The sequence below is a fragment of the Lawsonibacter faecis genome, assembly GCF_014287675.1.
Lineage (GTDB): Bacteria > Bacillota > Clostridia > Oscillospirales > Oscillospiraceae > Pseudoflavonifractor > Pseudoflavonifractor faecis.
Window position 1 is genome coordinate 1 of sequence record NZ_JACOPQ010000022.1, and the last position, 22,334, is coordinate 22,334.

Annotated in this window: 16 protein-coding genes; 14 read left to right on the forward strand and 2 right to left on the reverse strand. The window is 63.7% G+C overall.

Going from position 1 to position 22,334, the window contains the following annotated elements; all coding sequences use genetic code 11:
* Positions 1 to 383: 383 nt before the first annotated feature.
* The 11 genes from xdhA to H8S62_RS17395 all read left to right on the forward strand — a co-directional run bounded on the left by xdhA (position 384) and on the right by H8S62_RS17395 (position 17,120).
* Positions 384 to 2,693 (forward strand): xanthine dehydrogenase subunit XdhA, encoded by a 2,310-nt coding sequence (gene xdhA / locus H8S62_RS17345; protein ID WP_186920400.1) that lies wholly within the window; start codon positions 384 to 386, stop codon positions 2,691 to 2,693.
* 162 nt (positions 2,694 to 2,855) lie between these two features.
* Positions 2,856 to 3,734: a xanthine dehydrogenase subunit XdhB gene (gene xdhB, locus H8S62_RS17350; RefSeq protein WP_155151271.1), complete on the forward strand. Its 879-nt coding sequence runs from the start codon at positions 2,856 to 2,858 to the stop codon at positions 3,732 to 3,734.
* Entirely contained in the window at positions 3,731 to 4,222 is a 492-nt protein-coding gene (gene xdhC / locus H8S62_RS17355; protein WP_155151268.1) for a xanthine dehydrogenase subunit XdhC, read from the forward strand. Before xdhB ends, xdhC begins: the two co-directional genes overlap by 4 nt.
* A gap of 499 nt (positions 4,223 to 4,721) precedes the next feature.
* A complete protein-coding gene (locus H8S62_RS17360) occupies positions 4,722 to 5,417 on the forward strand; it encodes a DapH/DapD/GlmU-related protein (RefSeq protein WP_243141963.1) in 696 nt (231 codons plus the stop codon).
* A gap of 200 nt (positions 5,418 to 5,617) precedes the next feature.
* Complete coding sequence (locus H8S62_RS17365; protein WP_155151265.1) at positions 5,618 to 6,577, forward strand: ribose-phosphate pyrophosphokinase; 960 nt, start codon at positions 5,618 to 5,620, stop codon at positions 6,575 to 6,577.
* Between the two features lie 183 nt (positions 6,578 to 6,760).
* Positions 6,761 to 7,357: an aminoacyl-tRNA hydrolase gene (pth, locus tag H8S62_RS17370; protein ID WP_155151262.1), complete on the forward strand. Its 597-nt coding sequence runs from the start codon at positions 6,761 to 6,763 to the stop codon at positions 7,355 to 7,357.
* Positions 7,358 to 7,851: 494 nt separating this feature from the next.
* Complete coding sequence (gene mfd / locus H8S62_RS17375; RefSeq protein WP_186920401.1) at positions 7,852 to 11,364, forward strand: transcription-repair coupling factor; 3,513 nt, start codon at positions 7,852 to 7,854, stop codon at positions 11,362 to 11,364.
* Between the two features lie 334 nt (positions 11,365 to 11,698).
* Positions 11,699 to 13,000, forward strand: a complete 1,302-nt coding sequence (locus H8S62_RS17380) for a peptidylprolyl isomerase (protein WP_186920402.1) — start codon at positions 11,699 to 11,701, stop codon at positions 12,998 to 13,000.
* A gap of 207 nt (positions 13,001 to 13,207) precedes the next feature.
* A complete protein-coding gene (locus H8S62_RS17385; RefSeq protein ID WP_173023589.1) occupies positions 13,208 to 13,558 on the forward strand; it encodes a helix-turn-helix domain-containing protein in 351 nt (116 codons plus the stop codon).
* 13 nt (positions 13,559 to 13,571) lie between these two features.
* A complete protein-coding gene (locus H8S62_RS17390; RefSeq protein WP_155151251.1) occupies positions 13,572 to 14,279 on the forward strand; it encodes a response regulator in 708 nt (235 codons plus the stop codon).
* Between the two features lie 120 nt (positions 14,280 to 14,399).
* Positions 14,400 to 17,120: a calcium-translocating P-type ATPase, PMCA-type gene (locus H8S62_RS17395; RefSeq protein WP_186920403.1), complete on the forward strand. Its 2,721-nt coding sequence runs from the start codon at positions 14,400 to 14,402 to the stop codon at positions 17,118 to 17,120.
* An 82-nt stretch (positions 17,121 to 17,202) separates the two neighbouring features.
* Here H8S62_RS17395 and H8S62_RS17400 read toward each other — a convergent pair whose 3' ends face one another.
* Positions 17,203 to 17,952, reverse strand: coding sequence for a F420-0--gamma-glutamyl ligase (locus H8S62_RS17400; protein ID WP_155151245.1), 750 nt, complete (start codon positions 17,950 to 17,952; stop codon positions 17,203 to 17,205).
* Positions 17,953 to 18,093: 141 nt separating this feature from the next.
* Between H8S62_RS17400 and H8S62_RS17405 the strand changes: the two genes are divergently transcribed.
* Genes H8S62_RS17405 through H8S62_RS17415 form a run of 3 tightly spaced genes read left to right on the forward strand, consistent with a single transcriptional unit; the run spans position 18,094 to position 21,917 of the window.
* The gene (locus H8S62_RS17405) at positions 18,094 to 19,611 is read left to right on the forward strand and encodes a spore germination protein (RefSeq protein ID WP_186920404.1); all 1,518 of its coding nucleotides are present in this window, start codon (positions 18,094 to 18,096) and stop codon (positions 19,609 to 19,611) included.
* A complete protein-coding gene (locus H8S62_RS18605) occupies positions 19,608 to 20,807 on the forward strand; it encodes a Ger(x)C family spore germination protein (RefSeq protein WP_186920405.1) in 1,200 nt (399 codons plus the stop codon). Before H8S62_RS17405 ends, H8S62_RS18605 begins: the two co-directional genes overlap by 4 nt.
* 45 nt (positions 20,808 to 20,852) lie before the next feature.
* Positions 20,853 to 21,917, forward strand: a complete 1,065-nt coding sequence (locus H8S62_RS17415) for a GerAB/ArcD/ProY family transporter (protein WP_243141961.1) — start codon at positions 20,853 to 20,855, stop codon at positions 21,915 to 21,917.
* 124 nt (positions 21,918 to 22,041) lie between these two features.
* Here the strand turns inward: H8S62_RS17415 and H8S62_RS17830 are convergent.
* The coding region (locus tag H8S62_RS17830; RefSeq protein WP_207723600.1) for a hypothetical protein at positions 22,042 to 22,334 on the reverse strand (293 nt) is incomplete at its 5' end.

Here is a 22,334-nt window from a genome sequence, read left to right on the forward strand (position 1 = left end):
CGCTTTTTGGCACGTTTTGCTTCTCCGCTGGGCGGGAACCGCCAGCAATGCCGTATGCCGCGAGACGCAGTTCGGCAGGCCGAGGCGCTTTTTGTGGCTGATTCGGCGTTTCCAGAAGCGGTTTTCCTGGACGCGAAAACTCCGCCCCGCCGGGCGAGGCCATTCACACGGCCCTTCCCTTCGCTCCTTTTCGTCTCAGGGTATTGTAAGACTGCGCCGGGAACAAAAAATGATAAAAACGGGGACGGGATCGCGGGGCCCGCGGAAGATTGCAAAAATGCGGCGTGCGCCGTCCAATCAGACAATTATCCTTTTATTTGCAGGCGCGTTGTTGTATAATATCCTTACAATCAGTCCCGTATTGAGAAAGGAAGGTGTGCCGCATGGAAGTCGGCAGAGAGCTTATCCGCGTGGACGCCGCCGATAAGGTGACAGGCCGGGCCAAATACACCGACGACTTTCACGAGGGCCCCATGCTGGTGGCAAAGGTTCTCCACAGCACCATCGCCAACGGCCTCGTGAAGTCCATCGACACCAGCGCGGCGGAGAAAGTCCCCGGGGTGGTGAAGATCCTCACCTGCTTCGACGCGCCGGCAATTCAGTACCCCACCCCCGGCCATCCCTGGAGCGTGGAGGCCGCCCACCAGGACGTGTGCGACCGCCGCCTGCTGACCGACCGCGTCCGGGTCTATGGGGACGACATCGCCGCCGTGGTGGCGGAGGACGCCGTTTCCGCCGAGCGGGCCCTGCGGAAAATCCTGGTGGAGTACGAGGAGTACCCCGTGATTACCGACCCGGAGCGGGCTATGAACGCCCCCGGGGTCCCTGTCCACGAGGAGCACCCCGACAATATCCTCAAGTCCATGAATTTCGACGTCATCACCGCCGGTGCGGACGTGAAGACCGCCCGTGAGGTGCTGGACGACCCGCGCTACCACCACTTCACCGGCCGCTACGAGACCCAGCAGGTCCAGCACTGCCATATTGAAAACCCCATCTCCTATGCCTACATGGAGCACGGGCGGATTACCGTGGTCGCCTCCACCCAGATCCCCCACATCGTCCGCCGGGTCTGCGGCCAGGCCCTGGGCATCCCCTGGGGCAAGATCCGGGTCGTGAAGCCCTACATCGGCGGCGGCTTTGGCAACAAGCAGGAGGTATTGTACGAGCCGCTGAATGCCTGGCTCACCACCCAGGTGGGCGGCCGCGCGGTGAAGCTGGACGTCTCCCGGGAGGAGACCTTTCAGAACACCCGCTCCCGCCACCCCATCCGCTTTGCGCTGGAGGCTGCGGTGGCCGACGATATGCGCGTCATGGCCCGCTCGGTCCGGGCGGTTTCCAACCAGGGGGGGTACGCCTCCCACGGCCACGCGATTGTGGCCAACGCCGTCACCGGCATCCGTCAGCTCTACCCCGACGCCCTGGCCCACCATACCGAGGCCTACACCGTCTACACCAACCTCCCCGCCCCCGGCGCCATGCGGGGATACGGCATCCCGCAGGGGGATTTCGCGATAGAGTGCTTCATGGAGGACATGGCCCGCCGGATGGGCTGGGACCCCTATGAGTTCCGGCTGAGGAACCTGATGCCCCTGGGCTACGTGGATCCCACCAACGGCATCACATGCCACTCCACCGGCCTGAGGGAGTGCATGGAGAAGGGGGCGGAGTTCATCGGCTGGAGGGAGCTGCGGGAGAAGTACCGCAATCAGACCGGCCCGGTCCGCCGGGGCGTGGGCATGGCGATTTTCTCCTACAAGACCGGCGTGTACCCCATCAGCCTGGAGACCGCCTCCGCCCGCATCATTCTCAACCAGGACGGGTCCGTCCAGCTCCACCTGGGGGCCACCGAAATTGGCCAGGGCGGCGACACCGTTTTCTGCCAGATGGCCGCCCAGGCCATCGGCATCCCCACCGAGGACGTACATATCATCTCCACCCAGGATACCGACACCGCCCCCTTCGACACCGGGGCCTATGCCTCCCGGCAGACCTACGTCACCGGTAAGGCCATCAAGAAGGCGGGCGAGGAGATCCGGGATAAGATTTTGAACTACGGCGGCGAGCTCCTGAAGCGGGACCCCCACGGCCTCGGCATTCGGGGCCGGGACGTGGTGGACGCGGGTACGGGAGAGGCCCTGCTCTCCCTGTCGGATTTGGCCGAGGAGGCCTTCTACTCCCTAGAGCACTCGGTCCATATCACCGCCGAGGTCACCAACCACTGCAAGGAGAACACCTTTGCCTTCGGCTGCTGCTTTGCCGAGATTGAGGTGGATATTCCCGTGGGCAAAATCAAGGTGCTGCGCATCGTCAACGTCCACGACTCCGGAAAGCTCATCAACCCCAAGCTGGCCGAGGCCCAGGTCCACGGCGGAATGAGCATGGGCCTGGGGTACGCCCTCAGCGAGGAGATGAAGTTCGACCCCGCGACCGGCCGCCTCCTCAACGGCAACCTCCTGGACTACAAGCTGCCCACCGCCATGGACACCCCGGAGCTCACGGCCCTCTTCGTGGAGACCGACGACCCCTCCGGCCCCTTCGGCAACAAGGCTCTGGGCGAGCCGCCCGCCATCCCCGTGGCTCCCGCTATCCGCAATGCCCTGCTCCACGCCACCGGCGTGGCGGTGGATACCCTGCCGCTGAACCCCCAGAAGCTGGTGGAGGCGTTTCAATCAGCGGGGCTGATTGAGTAGGTGAAAAGGGAGGCGTGAAAAGGCATGGGCCGGCCGGGCGCGGCACAGACGGAGCGGCTTTCGCGCGGACGGGCTTTGGCGCCGGCCCTGCCCACCATAGGGCCGGACTGCTTTTTCATTTCGCAGTTTTCACTCTTTACTCAAAAAGGAGGAGGTTTACCGATGTATGATATAGGCTCCATCTATCGTGCCAAGTCCGTGGACGACGCCATTGCCGCCCTGGAGCGGGACAGCGAGGCGCTGGTCATCGCCGGCGGCACCGATGTGCTCATCAAAGTCAGGGAGGGCAAGCTGGCCGGCTGCCGGCTGGTCTCCATCCACGACCTGCCCGAGCTGAAGGGCATTGAACTTAGCGACGCGGGGGACGTGGAGATCGGCCCCCTGTCCACCTTCCGGGACGTGACCTTCTCGCCGGTGATCCGGGGGACCATCCCCGTCCTGGGGGAGGCCGCCGACTCCGCGGGCGGGCCCCAGCTCCGCGCCGCAGGGACCATCGGCGGCAACGTCTGCAACGGCATTACCTCGGCCGACACGGCCTCCACCCTGGTGGCGCTGGACGCGGTGCTCCGGGTGAGGGGCCCCAGAGGCGAGCGGGAGGTGCCCATCGCCGAGTGGTACCAGGGCGTGGGCAAGGTGGCCCTGGCCCCCTATGAGCTGCTGGTGAAAATCGTCATCCCCCGGGCCAACTACGAGGGGTATACCGGCCACTACATCAAATACGCCCAGCGCAGCGCTATGGACATCGCCACCATGGGCGTCTCGTGTCTGGTAAAGCTCACCGGGGATAAAAAGACCGTGGACGACGTGAGCTTGGCCTTCGGCGTGGCCGGGCCGGTGCCCATGCGCGCCTACAGCGCGGAGGCCGCCGTCCGGGGTCTGCCCATCGGCGAAGCGGCGGAGCAGATCGGCGCCGCCGCCCTGGACGACGTGAGCCCCCGCACCAGCTGGCGGGCCTCCAGGGAGTTTCGCATCCAGCTCATCAGGGAGCTCTCCGGCCGGGCGCTCCAAGAGGCCGCACGGAAGGGAGGCGCGCAGGTATGATGGAAATTCTGAATCTCACCGTCAACGGCAAGGCCGTGGAGGTGGCGGTGGACCCCAGGGAGTCCCTGGCGGACACCCTGCGGGAGCGGCTGGGCCTCACCAGCGTGAAGAAGGGCTGTGAGGTGGGGGAGTGCGGTGCGTGCACCGTTCTGGTGGACGGGACCGCCATCGACTCCTGTATCTACCTCTCGGTCTGGGCCGACGGAAAGCGAATACTCACCGTTGAAGGGCTCCGGGGAGACGACGGGGAGTTATCGCCCATCCAGCGTGCTTTTGTGGAGGAGGCCGCCGTCCAGTGCGGATTCTGCACCCCCGGAATCATTATGTCCGCCGTGGAGATCGTGGGCAGCGGCAAGACCTACACCCGGGACGAGCTGCGCAAGCTCATCTCCGGCCACCTGTGCCGCTGCACCGGGTACCAGAATATCCTCAACGCCGTCGAGCGGGCGGTGGACGAGGCCAACAAGTTCGTGGGAAAAGTGAAATAGAACGGACAGCCGCAGCTCCGGGCCATAGGCCCGGGGCTGCGGCCTGCATTTTGGGACGGAGAGCGGGCGGCGCGTCTGGACGCCGCACCCCGCGATTGGGAGGGGACGGCAGCTGAACCCCCGGTAGGACGGGGGAGCCGGGGCGGTCCGGGGCGGAAGGCCGCGGCGCGAAAAACTTGTTTTCGCCGGTCTGCGGGATATTTTGACGCCCAAAGCAGCTAGACAGGCAGATTGTGAAGGGAAAAACGGCAATTTTACCGTTTTTTGTCGGAAGAATGCTGTCAGATGGACGGGAACGAAGGGGGAATCCGCCGCCAAATTGTGCAAACCGTTTATAGTGGTGAAAAGGAACTGAAATTTTGAAAAATGCGATGCATTTCCAGACTGCTTTTGGTATAATGGCTTAACAGGACAATTGACCGGAATATCCAGCACCTGGAAAATGAAGCCCGCCCGCTCGGCCGGGCATGACCGCCAGGGGCGGAGGGAGGAACTGCTTTTGAATGAGGAACTGATGCGGCGCGTCCGGGAAGAGGCACAGGCCCGGCTTGAGCGCGTGGTGGCGCTGATGGAGGCCGGCGTGCAGGTGCTGGACCCCACGACGGTCTATCTGGACGACTCCGTCACAGTGGGGAAGGGGACGCTCCTCCTGCCCGGCACCGTCCTCCGGGGGAAGACGGTGATTGGGGAGAACTGCGAGATCGGTCCCAACACCATGATCCGGGACTGTACGGTTGGGGACAATGTGACCGTGAACGCCTCCCAGCTCAATGAGAGCGTGGTGGAGGACGATGTGAAAATTGGGCCCTTCGCCTATATCCGGCCCCACTGCCATGTGGGCAAGGGGGTCAAGGTGGGGGACTTTGTGGAGCTGAAGAACTCCCGAATCGGCGCGGGGACGAAAATTTCCCACCTCACCTACGTGGGCGACTCCGATGTGGGCAGCGGCGTCAACTTCGGCTGCGGCACCGTCACGGTGAACTACGACGGCACCACCAAGTTCCGCACCACCATCGGCGACGGGGCTTTCATCGGCTGCAACACCAACCTGGTGGCCCCCGTCAGGGTGGGCGACGGAGCCTATACCGCCGCGGGCAGCACCATCACCGAGGACGTGCCCGACGACTCTCTGGCCATCGCAAGGAGTATGCAGGTGGTCAAGAAGCAGTGGGCTGCGAAACGCAGGAAGCGCTGAGCAACCGGAAGCGGGGAGACCGAGACGGGAGCGGAGCGGACGTTTGGCGGGGCAGGAACATGTGGGTGGCCGCGCCGACGTCACTTTTTACAATCCGGGCTGCAAAAACGGGAGTATGATGCTCCTGTAAGAGACGATGTGAACGTTCGCGCGTGGGCGCGGTAAAAATAGAACGAAAAAAGATTGAGAGGATGTAGAACATGATCTCACATGGCAAGGACATCAAAATCTTCTCCGGCAACTCCAACCGGCCCCTGGCAGAGGCCATCTGCCGCGAAATGGGCCTAGAGCTTGGCAACGCGGAGGTAGGCGCGTTCTCCGACGGGGAGAACTTCGTCTCCATCTATGAGACTGTCCGCGGCAGCGACGTATTTGTCGTGCAGTCTACCTGTGCGCCGGTGAACGACAACCTGATGGAAATGCTCATCATGATCGACGCCTTCAAGCGGGCCAGCGCAGGGCGCATCACCGCCGTGATGCCCTATTTCGGCTACGCCCGTCAGGACCGTAAGACCAAGCCCCGCGACCCCATCTCCGCCAAGCTGGTGGCCAACCTTATTACCCGCGCCGGGGCTGACCGTGTGCTGACCATGGACCTCCACGCCTCTCAGATCCAGGGCTTCTTCGACATCCCTGTGGACAATCTGCTCGGGAACCCCATCTTCACCCACCACTTTGCCGAGCGCTTCGGCGAGGACGCGGACAACACCATGGTGGTGTCCCCCGATGTTGGCAGCGTGGCCCGGGCCCGTGCCTTTGCCCAGAAGCTGGGCATGGGCCTGGCCATCGTGGACAAGCGCCGCCAGAAGGCCAACTCCTCCGAGGTCATGAACATCATCGGCGACGTGCGGGGCAAGCGGGTCATCCTCTTCGACGATATGGTGGATACCGGCGGGTCCCTCTGCGGCGCGGCCCAGGCTCTCATGGAGCTGGGCGGAGCCACCGAGGTCTTCGCCTGCGCGTCCCACGGCGTGCTCTCCGGCCCTGCCGTGGACCGCATTGAGAAGAGCGTCATCAAGGAGGTCCTCTTCCTCGACACCGTTCCCGCGCGGCCCGAGACCAAATGTGATAAGATCAAATACCTCTCCGTGGCCCATATGTTCGCCGAGGCCATTGAGCGGATCTACGAAGAGGTCTCTGTCAGCAAGCTGTTCCAGTAAGAAGCGCGAGACGAATGAAGCGGGGCGGAGCCGTTATCGACCCGGCCATGCGCCCAAAGCGGGCGTGGCCGGGAAGCGCCGGGCGGCCTCTTGCCCCGGGGAAGGCTGAACGGCGTAATTTGAAATCGGCATAGACAGGGGCGGAGCTTTGCTCCGCCCCCGTTGCCCTATTGAGGAATTGGTATGTTTTTTGGAAAAAACAGTAAAGGCGGCGGGGCCGAGTGGCTGGTGGTCTGCCTCGGCAACCCCGGCGACAAGTACGACGGCACCCGCCATAACGTGGGCTTCATGGTGGCCGACGAGATCGGCGAGCGGGAGCACATCCCCATCCAAAAGCTCAAATTCAAGGCCCTGACCAACACCTGTGAGCTGGGGGGCGCGAAGGTCCTCCTGATGAAGCCCATCACCTATATGAACCTCTCCGGCGAGGCGGTGCGGCAGGCGGCGGATTTCTACAAGGTGCCGGCGGAGCGGGTGCTGGTGGTGTCCGACGACGTGTCCCTCCCCGTGGGGAAGCTGCGCATCCGGCTGAAGGGCTCCGCCGGGGGGCACAACGGGCTGAAGAGCATTATCGCGCACCTGGGGAGCGAGTCGTTTCCCAGACTGAAAATCGGCGTGGGGGAGAAGCCCCACCCGGACTACGACTTGGCCGACTGGGTGCTGGGGAAGTTCGCGGGCGAGGACAAGAAGGCCATCGACGCAGCAATCAAGCGTGCCGCCGACGCGGTGGAGGCCATCATCCGCGACGGGGCGGAGAAGGCCATGGGAAAGTTTAACTGAGAAGCGCGAGACGCCCGGGAGCAGGCGGATAAGACCCGGAGCGGAGCGAAAAACCACAGGGCGGCGGCCCCCGCAAGCCGCCGGGAGGATTTTTGCGCAGTCGCAGGGGCTTAGACGTCGTCGCGGAGGGCGGGGAGCGTGACAGGGAAGCGCGAGACGCCCGGGAGCAGGCGGATAAGACCCGGAGCGGAGCGAAAAACCACAGGGCGGCGGCCCCCGCAAGCCGCCGGGAGGATTTTTGTGCAGTCGCAGGGGCTTAGACGTCGTCGCGGAGGGCGAACATGCCGCGCCCGGGCGTCCCGAGGACGAAGGATGCGGATTGCCGCACCAGTTTGCGAACTGGTTGGCGATGACACCCCGGGAGCGGCGCACGGACACACGTGAAAACAGCGTGACAGAAATAAGAAAGCAACTGCATACCCCGCTGATTTGTTGAGATCGGCGGGACTTTGCACGTCTATATATGTAAAATTTTTCTATTTGAGGTAAGAGCCATGAAGCAGCTGGTCTCCATTATCACGTCGCTGGAGGAATTCCGCAGTCTGACGGCGGCCATCGACAGCGCAGCCTGCCCGGCGGCGTTTACCGGGCTGTCCCCGGTCCACCGGGCCCATGTTGCGGCGGGGGTCCGGCAGGAGCAGGAGCGGCCCATTGTGGTGATCTGCGCCGACGAGGGCGAGGCCGGGCGCATGGCGAAGGACCTGGGGGCCCTGACCGGCGAAGCGGTGCGGACCCTGCCGGCCCGTGAGTTTACCTTCCACAACGCGGCGGTGGTCTCGCGACAGTGGGAGCACGCCCGGCTCTCCGTCCTGCGGGCACTGGCGGCGGGGGAGTGCCCCATCCTGGTGGTCACGGTGGAGGCTCTGATGCAGCGGACCATGCCCAGGACGCTGCTGACCCAGGCGTCTCTGTGCCTGCGCCTGGGGGAGACTTACGACTTAAACGAGCTGGCCGAGACCCTGGCAGCCGCGGGGTACACCCGGTGCGACCAGGTGGAGGGTGTGGGCCAGTTCGCCCTGCGGGGCGGCATTCTGGACTTCTTCTCCCCCGCGGAGCGCGCGCCCGTCCGGGTGGAGTTTTTCGGCGACGAGGTGGACTCCATGGGCCTCTTCGACGTGTCCACCCAGCGGCGGACGGATAACATCAGGGAGGCGGAGATTCTGCCCGCCGCCGAGGTGCTGCCCCAGTTTGCGCCCGGGGGCTTTCCCGGCCTGCTGGAAGGGATGGACGGCCTCATTTCCCGGGTAAAAAAGCGCAGGGGGGACAACGCCGAGCTCCTCAAGACCCTGGAGGAGGACCGGGAGCGGCTGGAGCAGAACGTGTCCTTTCCGGCCATGGACCGCTACCTGGCCCTCATCTACCCCCGGCTCGCCACGGCGGCGGACTACCTCCCGGAGGACGCGGCCATCTTCTTCTCCGAGAGTCCCCGGGTGGCGGAGCGTGCGAAAAATTACACCTGGCAGCTCACAGAGGACGCCAAGGTCCTGATGGAGAGCGGCACCCTGGCTGGGGAGCTGTCTGTCTTTGCCAGGAGCTTTGAGGAGCTCTGCGGGGTGCTGGAGGCGTGGCCGGTGGCCTATCTGGACTCCTTCGTGGGGTCCAGCTACCCCCGGCGGCCCAGGACCCTCATCAACATCCTGGCAAAGCAGCTCCCCAGCTACGGCGCCAGCCTGGAGACGGCGGTCTCGGATTTGAGTCACTATATGAACGAGGGCTTCGCTGCGGTGGTGCTGGTGTCCAGCGAGCAGCGGGCGCTGAACCTGCAGGCCCTGCTGCGGGAGCAGAAGCTCCGCGCGGCGGTGGACTTCACCCTTCACGACCTGCCAGCGCCCGGCAAGGCGGTCATCGCGGTGGGGGGGCTCTCCTCCGGGGCGGAGTACCCGGGGGGAAAATTTGCCGTGCTCACCGAGGGGCAGGCCTCCGCGGGGAAGAAGAAAAAACACAAGGCCGTCACCAACCGGCAGAAGCTGGGGTCCTACGCGGACCTCTCCGTGGGGGATCTGGTGGTCCATGAGCACCACGGCATCGGCCGGTACGAGGGCATGGTGAAGATGCCGGTGGACGGCATCGAGAAGGACTACGTGAAAATTGCCTATGCCGGGGCGGACACCCTCTATGTGCCCGCCACACAGCTCGACCTGGTGAGCAAGTACATCGGCGGCGGCGAGGATGCAAACGAGACGCGGAAGCTCTCCAAGCTGGGAGGGACCGACTGGGAGAAGGCCAAGACCAAGGCCCGCAGGGCGGTGGCCGACCTGGCCAAGGGACTCATCCAGCTCTACGCCCAGCGGCAGCGGCAGCCGGGCTTCGCCTTTTCCCCGGACTCGCCCTGGATGAAGGAGTTTGAGGAGCAGTTTGAGTACAGCGAGACCGACGACCAGCTGCGCTGCATTGCCGAGATCAAACAAGACATGGAACTGCCCCGGCCCATGGACCGGCTGCTCTGCGGCGACGTGGGCTACGGCAAGACCGAGGTGGCCTTCCGGGCCATTATGAAGTGCGTCCTGGACGGCAAGCAGGCCGCTATTCTGGTGCCCACCACCGTCCTGGCCCGGCAGCATTTCCTCACCGCAAAGCAGCGGTTTGCCAAATATCCGGTGGAGATAGACGTGGTGTCCCGCTTCCGCACCAGCGCGCAGATGAAGGAGACTCTGCGCCGGGTACGGGAGGGGGGCGTGGACCTGCTCATCGGCACCCACAGGCTCCTCCAGAAGGACGTGCAGTTCAAGGATCTGGGGCTGCTGGTGGTGGACGAGGAGCAGCGCTTCGGCGTGACCCACAAGGAGAAGCTGAAGGAGCTCTCCAAGCAGGTGGACGTGCTCACGCTGTCGGCCACGCCCATCCCGCGCACGCTGAACATGGCGCTCTCGGGCATCCGGGACATGAGCACCCTGGAGGAGCCGCCCTCCGACCGGCGGCCGGTCCAGACCTATGTGCTGGAGCACAACTGGTCCGTCCTGGCCGACGCCATGCGCCGTGAGCTGGAGCGGGGGGGACAGGTCTACTACCTTCACAACCGTGTGGAGACCATCTCACGCACCGCGGCCAGGATTCAGGGGATGCTGGGGGAGGACGCCAGCGTCGCCGTCGCCCACGGGAAGATGACCCAGGAGGAGCTGAACGAGGTCATGACCCGGATGAGCGAGGGGGAGGTGGACGTGCTGGTCTGTACCACCATCATCGAGACCGGCATCGACATCTCCAACGCCAATACCCTCATTATTGAGGACGCGGACAAGATGGGGCTGGCCCAGCTCCACCAGATCCGGGGCCGCGTGGGGAGGTCCAACCGGCGGGCGTTCGCCTACATGACCTTCCGCCAGGGGAAGGTGCTCAGCGAGGTGGCCTCCAAGCGGCTGGGGGCCATCCGGGAGTTTGCGGAGTTCGGTTCCGGATTTAAAATCGCCATGCGGGACTTGGAGATTCGGGGCGCGGGCAATGTGCTGGGCCCCGAGCAGTCCGGATTCCTCATGAGCGTGGGCTACGACATGTATCTGAAGCTGCTGGAGGAGGCGGTGCTGGAGGAGCGGGGCGAGAAGCCCGAGCTCAGGACCGAGTGCGCCGCGGATTTAAACGTCTCCGCCTCCATCCCCGACCGCTATGTGCCCACGCCGGAGCAGCGGATGGACCTCTACCGGCGGATTGCCGCCATCCGCAGCGAGGAGGAGGCCGACGACCTCACCGACGAGCTCATCGACCGCTACGGCGATCCTCCCAAGAGCGTCAACAACCTCATCTCCGTGGCCCTCATGCGCGCCGACGCGGCAAGGTGCGGCATCGCCGAGATCGCCCAGAAGGGCATGAGCCTCAACTTTATCCTGTCTGAATTTGACCTGCGGCGGGTCTCCGCCCTCTGCGCCATGGACAAGTACCGGGGAAAGCTGCTCTTCTCCGCCGGGGAGAAGCCGTATCTGTCCCTACGGCTCAAGAAGGGCGAGGACGCCCTGAAGCTGGGCCGGAAACTGGTGGAGGAGTATGCAGCAACGGGGGAGCAGCCGGATGAATAAAACCGTGCGGCCTCGCCCCGCCGCAGACGCGGCGGAGCGGGGCGGGGATTCACTTCCCGCCCGCGATAAATAAAAAAGAACGGGGTCCCCGCGCTCCCTTGGGGGCGTGGGGCACGAGGACGCCCTGAAGCTGGGCCGGAAACTGGTGGAGGAGTATGCAGCAACGGGGGAGCAGCCGGAAGAATAAAACCGGCCGACAGCCCCCGCGGCGCTGCCGGCGGAAAAGCTTAAGTTTGTAAACATTGAGTGAACCCGGCCACTTTATCGTTGTAGTTTCGGCAAAAGGGTGGTATGATTTGTAAAGCGTTTTTCCCCAAACATAAGGAGGATCAGAATGAAGATTTCCAAACGTATTCTGGGCGCTGCGCTTTCCGGCGTCCTGTTGGCCGGCAGCCTGGCCGGTTGTGCCAGCAACCCCGGAGGGAACAACACCCCCGCGCCCAGCGGCAGTGATAATCAGTATACGGGGACCAGTTCCCCCGCGCCCAGCGTCAGCACCCGGCCCGTGGGCGAGTCGGTGCCTCTGGTGGCCACCGAGGACGTGGTCCAGAAAATTATGGGCTATCCCAGCGACACCACCGTTCTCACCGTGGACGGCGTGGGCGTCTCCGCGGAGGAAGTGCTCTACTGGCTGGGCTACGTGACTGAGAATATTGCCTACTATCAGTACGGCGGCCCCGAGAATATGGACTGGTCGGCCGATATGAGCGGCCAGACTATGACCGACTATCTGATGGAGGGCGCCCGTGAGATGGCCACCCTCTATCAAGTAATCCGCAACAAGGCGGCCGACAACGGCATCGCCCTGTCCGAAAGCGACGAGGCCGCCCTGGCCGACCAGATCTCCCAGACCATTGCAAGCATGGGCGGCGAGGAGGAGTACGCCAAGTCCCTCCAGCAGGTGGGCCGCACCGACGCGGGCCTGCGCCAGATGGCCGCCACCAACAACTACCTCTACCCCCACCTCCAGGAGGCCCTCTTCGGCACCGTGAGCGCGGGCACCGACGAGGAGATTACCGCCTGGGCCGACGAGAACGGCAAGATGCTGGTGAAGCACATCCTCTTCAAGACCGTGGACGACCAGAACGCCCCCCTCCCCGAGGAGGAGCAGGCGGCCGCCAAGCAGAAGGCCGAGGACACCCTGGCCCAGCTTCGCGCCTCCGAGGACCCCAACACCCTCTTTGACCAGTTGATGAACGAGCTGTCCGAGGACGGCCGCTATGAGGACGGCACCCTGGGCGCGCCCGACGGGTACTTCTTTGGCGCGGGCGAGATGGTCCAGGAGTTTGAGGACGCCGCCAAGGCCCTCAAGGAGAACGAGATTAGCGACCTGGTCCAGACCAGCTACGGCTACCACATCATCCTCCGCCTGCCCGTGGACCCCGAGATGGCCCGCGACAGCTGGAGCGCCGCGCAGTCCACCGACCTGGAGAACAAGATGAACGACCAGGTAAACGAGTGGATGGAGGCCGCCGTGGTGGAGACCAACGAGAACTACGACGCGATTGCGCCCCAGACCTACTATGAGAAGCTCAACGCCTACCGCGAGGAGCTGGAGCCCACCGAGGAGCCCACCGGCTCCGCCAGCCCCGCCCCCAGCGGCACGGCCGCACCCGAGAACAGCCCGGCGGCGTAATAAAGCAGACGCAACAACGGCGGCCCGCTCTCAATGAGCGGGCCGCCGTTTATTACGCCGAAAGCGCTATAATTAAAAAAATTGTTTGTCTAAAGATTAAGTGCTACCATTATAAACTATAGATTTGGTATACTGTTACTGTAGTCGCTTCTTTTCGCCGATAGATTTGGTAAAACTATCTCTATTGACGAAATGGAGGGCGACAGTATGGATAAGGAAAAGGAATTGTTCAATACGGCGCTGGGCAAACGCGTGAAGGAGGCCCGGCGGGCAGCGGGGCTGAAGGGCGAGGAGGCCGCCGAAATGGCCGGGATTACCGCGCAGTTTCTCTCCGAGGTGGAGCGGGGCAAGAAAGGGATCACCAGCTACAACCTGGCACCGCTGGCCCGGGCCCTGCGGGTGACCTCCGACTTCCTGCTCTATGGCAGGCGGGATGTGGACGAGCGGGTTCAGCTCATCGCGGAGCACTTGACCGCCCTGCCCCCGGCCCAGTGCGACATGGCCATCGAGGTGCTGGAATACGCCCTTGCAATTATTAGAAAGAATCTACCGGATTGAGGAGGGATGCTCCTTGAGAGATATCCAGGTACTCCTGGTGGAGGACAATTGCTCCACCTGTGCGCTGATGCGTGCCTTCTTCGACCAGGCGGACGGCCTTACGGTCTGCGGGGAGGCCCACGACGGCTGGGAGGGGCTGGAACTGCTGCGGGAAAAGCGGCCCGATTTGGTGCTGCTGGATCTCATTATGCCCGGCATGGACGGGCTGGAATTCCTCCGGGCCGCGGCCGGGGAGACGGGGAAGAGGCCGAAGGTGATTGTCCTCTCGGGTGTGGTGGCCGACGAGTACGTTCAGCAGGCCTGCCGCCTGGGGGCCAGTTACTACCTGGTGAAGCCCGTGAACCTCACCGAGCTGGCCGGGCGCATTGACACGCTCTTCCCCAAGCAGACGGAGCAGTCGGACCCGGGACTGGCCGCCTGGGCGCTGCTGCGCCTGGGGGCGGACAGGGAGAGCCTGGGCTACCGGGACGCCCGATACGCCCTGGGCCTGCTGGCGGAGGACGGCGGGATGCAGATGAAGAAGATTTACCTGGATACGGCTGAGGCCTTCAGCACCACCTATTCCCGGGTGGAGAAGAACCTGAGGACCCTCATCAAGAACATCCACAAGACCGGCGGGGGCTTTTATGAAAAAACGTTGGGCTTTGCCGACCGGGAAAAGCCGCCGGACAACGGGAGCTTCCTCCGGGCGCTGGCGGAGGAGATTCGAAAAAAGAAATAGCAGGGTATGGGACCGGGCGGGACGCGGAGTGCGTCCCGCCCGGTTTTTGGCGTAGGGCGAGAGGAGGGCGGCCGCCCCGCGGAAGGGGAAGAGATTGATTTTCGCGGATGAAATGAGGAGATGATCCGCTCATATTTCACGGACAGGCTCATACACATAGAGAGAGTGGACAAGGCCACGAAAGAAACGGAAAAAGGAGAGACGTGTATGAGCGCTTGGCACAGCAAGCGGACGTCCGAGGTGCTGGGGGAGCTGGAGACCAGCCGGGACCGGGGCCTCACGGCCCAGGAGGCGGAGCGCCGCATCGGACGCTGCGGTAAAAACGAGCTGGAGGGGAGCAAAAAGGAGGGCCTTTTAAAGCGCTTTCTGGGCCAGATGAAGGACCCAATGATTCTGGTGCTGCTGGCGGCGGCGGTGCTCTCCCTCTGGGCCAGCGATTTTCAGGACTGGCTGGACGCGGTGATTATCCTGGTTATTGTGGTGGTCAACGCCTGCATTTCCATCGCCCAGGAGAATAACGCGGAAAAGGCGCTGGAGGCCCTGCGGAAGATGTCCGCACCCCTGGCGAAGGTCATCAGGGACGGGGCGCTGTGCCGGGTGGAGACAGCGGACCTAGTGCCCGGCGATCTCATTGTGCTGGAGGCGGGGGACCTCGTGCCCGCCGATGCACGGATACTGGAGTGCAGCAGCCTCAAGGCGGACGAGAGCGCCATGACCGGCGAGTCGGTACCCGTCACCAAGGCGGCGCTGGAGGGACTGGCCGAGGATACCCCCCTGGGGGATCGGCGGAACATGGTCATATCCTCCACGGTGATTACAAACGGCCGGGCCCGGGCGGTGGTCACCGCCACGGGCATGGACACCGAGGTGGGTCACATCGCGGGGCTTATCATGGGGGAGAAGGACGTGGAGACCCCCCTCCAGCGGAAGATGGCGGAGATCTCCAAGGTGCTCTCCTTCGCCTGCCTGTGCGTGTGCGCCGTTATGTTCGGTATTGGTTTGCTCCAGCACAAGGAGATGCTGGATATGTTCATGACCGCCGTGGCGCTGGCGGTGGCCGCCATTCCCGAGGGACTGCCCGCCATTGTCACCATCGTGCTGGCCCTGGGGGTCTCCCGGATGGTGCGGCGCAACGCCATCGTGAAGAAACTCCCCGCTGTGGAGACCCTGGGGTGCGCCAGCGTCATCTGTTCGGATAAGACGGGCACCCTGACCCAGAACAGGATGACGGTGGTGGATCTCTGGACCGCCAAGAAGAGCGACCGGGCGCTGGCCCTGACCATCGGCGCCCTGTGCAACGACACCACCCTTACTTATCAAAAAGGGGCGGGAGTCACGACGGGGGACCCCACGGAGACAGCCCTGGTGGAGGCGGCCCTCAAAGAGGGGCTGGATAAGAATCAGATGGAGCAGGAGTCGCCCCGGCGCTTTGAACTGCCCTTCGACTCGGAGCGGAAGCTCATGAGCACCGTCCACCCCAGGGCGGGCGGCGGCTTCCGGGTCTGCGTCAAGGGCGCTCCCGACGTGCTTTTGCGGCGGTGCCGGCGGCTGAGCGGGGGCGAGGCCCTCACCGGCGGCAGGGGCCGCGACATCCGGCAGGTCAACGAGAACATGGCCGAGCGGGCCCTGCGGGTGCTGGGCGTGGCGTACAAGGACCTTGAGATGCTCCCCAAGGAGCTGTCCAGCGAGACGCTGGAGCAGAATCTCACCTTCGTGGGACTGGTGGGCATGATCGATCCGCCCCGGCAGGAGGTAAAGGAGGCGGTGGCCCAGTGCTACGCGGCTGGCATCCGGCCCGTCATGATTACCGGCGACCACAAGCTCACCGCCGTGGCCATTGCCAGAGAGCTGGAGATCTTCCGGGACGGGGACCTGGCCATCACCGGCGAGGACCTGGACTTCATGCCGCAGGAGCTGCTGGAGCAGGAGGTGGAGAAATACGCCGTCTACGCCCGGGTGTCCCCGGAGCATAAGATGCGCATCGTCAAGGCCTGGCAGAAGCGGGGCAGGGTGGTGGCCATGACCGGGGACGGCGTAAACGACGCGCCCGCCCTCAAGGCCGCCGACATCGGCTGCGCGATGGGCATCACGGGCACCGACGTGGCCAAGGGCGCCAGCGACATGATCCTCACTGACGACAATTTTGCCACCATCGTCTCTGCGGTGGAGCAGGGGAGGGGCATCTTTGCCAACATCAAAAAGGCCATCCACTATCTCCTCTCCTGCAACATCGGAGAAATCTTAACCATCTTTTTGGCGACTGTATTTGATTTTCACCAGATGCCGCTGATCCCGGTGCAGCTCCTCTGGCTCAATCTGGTGACGGATTCCCTGCCCGCCCTGGCCCTGGGGGTGGAGCCGGTGGAGGACGGCGTTATGGGCCAGAAGCCCAGGGACGCCCACGAGAGCCTCTTCGCCCACGGATTCGCCTGGCGGCTGTGCTGGCAGGGGATTATGGTGGGGCTGCTGACGCTGACGGCATACTTTTTAGGGGAGTACGTCCTCTCAGACCCGGGCATGGCCAGCGCCACCGCCAACACCATGGCCTTCGCCACCCTGACCATGTGCCAGCTCTTCCACGCCTTCGACGTGCGCAGCGAGCACGCGAGCCTGTTCCACATTGGGGTTTTCTCCAACAAGGCCATGAACAAGGCCTTTCTGGTGGGCATGGTCATGCAGCTCGCCGTGCTCTGCGTGCCGCCCCTCCAGGTCATTTTCTCCACTGTGCCCATGGACGCCGCCGAGTGGGCCGTGGTGCTGGGACTGGCCGTCACTCCGGTGGTGGTGTGCGAGTTTATCAAGGCGGTGAAACGGATGCGGGGGAAAGAGGATTTTTCATAAGGCTGGAAACCGGGGGCACAACAGAATAAGAATAAGCAGCCGTGAGCAGTTTTGCTCACGGCTGCTTGTTTTGCTGCTTTCTCTACACGTTTTCCGCACTGTCCTGAGCGGCGTCGGCGGCGACGGCCTCCTCGGCGGCAGCCTCGCGGATGAGGATAAAGGGGGTGAGCTGGCGGTCCTGACCGGCGGGGTTGTCCGCGATGAGACCCAGCAGCTCCTCGTCGGTCTGCTTGAGCTGGGAGCAGTGGCCCAGCATCTCCACGTTCAGGTCGTTGGCGTCCACTATCATGGAGACGATGCCCGTCTTCTCATAAATTTCATCGCAGACGCCGGCGGGATTCTCGGGGATGCGCACGCCCATGTGGGTGTATTCGGGGATCTCGTGGCCGTAGAACCCGTCCAGGCCGGAGACCTCCTGGCCCAGAATATTATAAAAGGTGCCGTGGACGCCCCGCAGCTTGTCGACGGCGGCGCGGAAGGCGGCCCATAGGACCTTGCCCAGGCCGCAGACGTTGATGGCGAACTGCATCTTCACCGGCAGGCCCATACCGGGGCCCGCAGAGGTCTGATGGACGAAGCGGCTGAGCACCTTGGCCCAGAAGCCGGGCTTCACCTCGTCCTCGGTCACCACCCGCTTCTGGCACATGGCGATAACCTTCTCGCTCATGGAGACGATGTCGCCGGGCTGGTAGTGGGGGAGGACGTACTGGTTCATCAGGTCGATATAGCTCTCGCCCACCTGGACGAAATGGGTCTCAATGGCATGACGGGCCCAGGTTTTGCCCATGGCCTCGATGGTAACGCTCTTGCCTTCGTTCGCTTTGAATTCCATGAAAAAAGCCTCTCTTTTGCAGTCGTTCTAAAAAGTCCCTCCTATTATATCCACATTGAGGGGGGAACGCAACAAAAACGTTCTGTATATCCAAATTTCGGGCGGGCAATACTGTTATAGACTCATACAGGAGGTGCCTTCATGGGCTTTTTCGGCCGAAAAAAAGAACAGGTCCCGCCCCACCCGCGGCAGGAGCCGCGCATTGACCTGCCCCTGACCCTGGAGAGCCTGAAGCGGGTCTTTCAGGACTGCGTGGACTTCTCCTTCCGGGAGATCGACCTGGCGGGGGATCTCAATAAGCGGGTCGCCGCCGTCTTCGTGGGCGGCATGGTCAAGATGGAGCGGGCCAGCGACTATATCCTGCGGCCCATAGCCCAGGACGAAGCCCTGCGGGAGACCGATCTCCACACCGCCTTCCGCCGTATGGCGGGAGGCGCGCTCTACAATCTGACGGTGGACGAGCGGAAGACCACCGACGAGGCGGTGTCCGACCTTATCGCCGGCAATCTGCTGCTTCTCTTCCCGGGGGAGAAGACCGTCCTCTCCTTCAATGTGGGCACGGAGGAGAAGCGGTCCATCAGCCCGCCGGAGAACGAGCCCGCCATCAAGGGAAGCCGGGACTCCTTTGTGGAGAATCTGCGTACCAACACCAGTCTTGTCCGCCGTCACCTCCGCGCCCCGGAGCTGCGAATCAAGGAGCAGATTGTGGGGCGGCAGTCCCTCACGCCGGTGGATATCCTCTATCTGGACGGCATCGCCGATCCGGACACCGTGCGGCAGGTGGAGGAGCGCATACGCAATATTGACATCGATGCCCTGCTGGCCACGGGCAATCTGGAGGAGTATATCATCGACGACCTCCACACCGCGTTCCCCATGGTGGCGCACACCGAGCGGCCCGACCGCTTCTGCGCGGGTCTGGCCGGTGGACGGGTGGGCATCCTGATGGAGGGCCTCCCCCTGGGCTACCTGGCCCCGGGGACGGTGGGGCAGTTCTTCCGGGCGCCCCAGGACAAGTCCAACAACTGGATGCTGGCCTCAGTGCTGACGGTCCTGCGGTATCTCTGCGTCTTCGCCACACTGCTGCTGCCCGCGTTCTATATCGCGGTGGTCACCTTTCACCAGGAGATGATCCCCACCCGTCTCGCCCTTTCCATCATTGCGGCCAAGCGGGACGTGCCCTTTACCACCGTATTTGAGGTCATATTGATGCTCATTGCCTTTGAGATTCTGCAGGAGGCGGGGCTGCGCCTGCCGCCCTCCATCGGGCAGACTGTCTCCATCATCGGCGGGCTGGTGGTGGGCACCGCGGCGGTGGAGGCGAAAATCATTTCCCCGGCGGTGCTGATTGTCGTGGCGGCGGCGGGGATCGCCGGGTACACCATGCCGTCTCAGGAGTTCGCCGGGGCGCTGCGCATCTGGCGGTTTATCCTGGCGGTGCTGGCCAGTGTGGCGGGGCTGTTCGGCATGATAATGGGCGCGGCGGCACTTGTCATCCACCTGTCCCGGCTGGAGAGCTTCGGCGTGGCGTACCTCACTCCCTTTGCCGCCAACGGCGGCGAGCAGGTGGAGGGGCGCACCGTCATCCGGCAGCCCCTGCCCGCCGACAAGCTGCGCACGGCGGGGTTGAAGACGGGAAACCGGAGGAGGCAGAAGTGAACCATAACTTGAGAAAGAAAAATAAAAAAAGGGCCGGGGGCGGCGTCAGGTCCTTTTTTCTCCCCTCCCTTTTCCTCTCCCTCTGCATCCCGCTGACGGCCTGTAAGGCCGATATACTCCCACCCGGCCGGGAGGTGGAGAACATGGCCCTCATGCGGACCATGGGGGTGGACGCGGCGGAGACGGACGGCGTCCGGGTAACGGTATCCAGCGGCGTCCAGAGCAAGGGGGCGGACAAGGGCGACGAGCCGCCCCAGGTCTTTTACCGGGACGCGGGGACGGTCAGCGGCGCCTGCCTCGCCATGCAGTCCTACGGCACCGCCTATATTTTCTACGGTCATGTGGGCCAGCTTCTGGTGGGGGAAGCCCTGGCGGAGCGGGGGCTTGCAGAGGCCCTGGACTATGTGGAGCGGGATATTGAGATGCGGCTGGATACCGAACTCTTTGTAGTGAAAGGGGCCGGGGCCTTTGACGCAATTGCCTCGGCGGCCACTGGGACCTCCTCCGCGGCGGATCGGCTGGAGGCGCTTGAGGACGACGCCGGGCTGATGGCCACCTCCGCCACCCGGACGGTTAAGGATGTTCTGGCCGGTCAGGCGCAGAACGGGGCCTCCTTCGCCCCGGCCATCACCTTGACCTCGGGGGAGACCGGAAACGGCGCGGGGGAGGGAACCGATTTATCCGCCGCGGGGTTTGCGATTATAAAGGATAATGCACTGGCGGGCTGGGCGGACGGGGACGCCGCCCGGGGGATTAATTTGCTTCTGGGCCAGGTGGACGCCGACGTACTGGAGCTGGATCTGCCCGGAGGCGGCAAGGCGGCGCTGCGGATTGTGGGCAGCGCCGCCAAGGTGCGCCCGGTCTTCCAAGACGGGACGCTGGCCGCCCTGGAGGTCTCATGCCAGGTGGACGCCAATGTGGCCGAGGCCCCGGCGGCGCTGGACCTGAGCGACGATACGGTCCGAAGGCGCCTCAACGCCGCACTGGTGGCGGCGGAGGAGGCCCGCATCCGCGCGGCGCTGGACCTCTCCCAATCGCTGGACGCCGACTTTATGGGCCTTAAAAAGTGGGCGGGCCTCTCCGCGCCCTGGCACTGGGACGCGCTGAAGGACCAGTGGGCCGGGCGGTTCTCACGTCTGGAGATCCGCCTGAGGGTGGAAGGGGACATTCAGCGCAGCTATGACGTGAAGCAGTGATAAGTAATAAAGGAGGCGGTCTTCCTGTCTGAAGATAAGATTTCCATGCGACAGCTGTCGGTGCTGTTTTTTGTGGGGCTGCTGTCTCCCGCCATACGGGTCCTGCCCAGCCGGACCGCACAGGCGGCCGGGGAGGCGGCGTGGCTCTCCGGCCTGGCTGCGCTGCCCGTGGCGCTGCTGCTGTGCTGGGGGCTTTTCCGCATCATGGGGGCCCTGCCCGAGGGGGAGGGCCTGGCCGGCGGCCTGGAGCGGCTCATGGGCAGGTTCGGGGGAAAGCTGCTCACCCTAATCTATCTCCTGTGGGGTCTGCTCCTCCTCAGCGCCAACGCGCGGCTGTGCGGCCAGCGCTTTCTGGCCACGGGCTACCGCAACGTGGAGCTGCCCCTCTTCGTTTTGATCCTGCTCGCGGCGGTACTCTGGATGACCCGGGGGAAGTTCGCCGCCTTTGCGCGGGCGGGGGAGATCTTCTACCTCGTTCTGTCGATCACCCTGGCGGCGGTGCTTCTCTTCGCCCTTTTTCATGTAGAGCCGGAGAATGTGCTGCCCATCTGGGTGGAAGACCTCCCCGGCGTGGGGGCTGCCGCGCTGCCGGTGCTCTCCATCCTGGGGTACACGGTCTACGGGGCCTTCCTGTCCGGTACGGTGCGGCGGCGGAAGGGGGACCGGCCCAGGGCCATGTGGTGGATGACCGCCTTCTGCCTGGTCCTGACCGTCCTCCAGTTTATAAACCTGGGCAATTTCGGCCCGGCTCTGGTGGCGCGGATGGAATCGCCCTTCTTTATGATGGTAAAAGGAATCGGTGTGCAGGGGGCCTTCCAGCGGGTAGAGTCCGTGGTAGTGGCCCTGTGGGTTTTGTCCGACCTGGTCTTTTTGGGAATACTGGCCTTTTCCTGCTGCACCATGTCCCGGACCCTTTTCGGGTTGCGGCGGGAGCGCAGCGCCGCAATTCCCGTGGTTTTGATCGGACTGACCGGGGCGCTGCTGCTCTTTCCCGACGCATTTTCGCTGCACTGGTTTTCCGACCGCATACTTTTTATCGGAAACCTGGTGCTGGGCTTTGCCGTGCCGGCGGTGCTGCTGCTGATCGCGCTGGCGCGCCGACGCAGGTAAATGCTGGATAGCCTGTCCGATATCTTGTGGTGACACACCTGCCGCGTGGGCAGATATTGGTGTATGAAAAATAGGCAAAGAAAAAGTAAAAAAAGGGTTGACACCGGGAGCTGTATTTGGTATATTAATTGAGCGCCTGACGGGGCAAACCATTGAGAGGCAAGAGTTTCCTGAAAACCAGCCGTGAGGCTCGGCGGAAAAGGAAATAAAAAAACCTCTTGACAAGCCGGGCGAAGAGTGATATCATATAAAAGTTCGCGGCGAGCGGGAACGGTTGCGGCGGATGAGCTGAATGAGGGCGCTGAATCATGGAAGCCGGCGGAAAAAGCCGGTGAGAGAAAATGAAAAAAGTGCTTGACAGCGAGAACGAGATATGATATACTAAAGCTCCTGCCGCTGAGAGCGGCGTGCACCTTG

What these genes read in the sequence shown, in the direction of transcription:
- xdhA (WP_186920400.1), top strand. Translation starts at nt 384, where the DNA reads ATGGAAGTCGGCAGAGAGCTTATCCGCGTGGACGCCGCCGATAAGGTG.
- xdhB (WP_155151271.1), top strand. Translation starts at nt 2,856, where the DNA reads ATGTATGATATAGGCTCCATCTATCGTGCCAAGTCCGTGGACGACGCC.
- xdhC (WP_155151268.1), top strand. Translation starts at nt 3,731, where the DNA reads ATGATGGAAATTCTGAATCTCACCGTCAACGGCAAGGCCGTGGAGGTG.
- H8S62_RS17365 (WP_155151265.1), top strand. Translation starts at nt 5,618, where the DNA reads ATGATCTCACATGGCAAGGACATCAAAATCTTCTCCGGCAACTCCAAC.
- pth (WP_155151262.1), top strand. Translation starts at nt 6,761, where the DNA reads ATGTTTTTTGGAAAAAACAGTAAAGGCGGCGGGGCCGAGTGGCTGGTG.
- mfd (WP_186920401.1), top strand. Translation starts at nt 7,852, where the DNA reads ATGAAGCAGCTGGTCTCCATTATCACGTCGCTGGAGGAATTCCGCAGT.
- H8S62_RS17380 (WP_186920402.1), top strand. Translation starts at nt 11,699, where the DNA reads ATGAAGATTTCCAAACGTATTCTGGGCGCTGCGCTTTCCGGCGTCCTG.
- H8S62_RS17385 (WP_173023589.1), top strand. Translation starts at nt 13,208, where the DNA reads ATGGATAAGGAAAAGGAATTGTTCAATACGGCGCTGGGCAAACGCGTG.
- H8S62_RS17395 (WP_186920403.1), top strand. Translation starts at nt 14,400, where the DNA reads ATGATCCGCTCATATTTCACGGACAGGCTCATACACATAGAGAGAGTG.
- H8S62_RS17400 (WP_155151245.1), bottom strand. Translation starts at nt 17,952, where the DNA reads ATGGAATTCAAAGCGAACGAAGGCAAGAGCGTTACCATCGAGGCCATG.
- H8S62_RS17405 (WP_186920404.1), top strand. Translation starts at nt 18,094, where the DNA reads ATGGGCTTTTTCGGCCGAAAAAAAGAACAGGTCCCGCCCCACCCGCGG.
- H8S62_RS17415 (WP_243141961.1), top strand. Translation starts at nt 20,853, where the DNA reads ATGCGACAGCTGTCGGTGCTGTTTTTTGTGGGGCTGCTGTCTCCCGCC.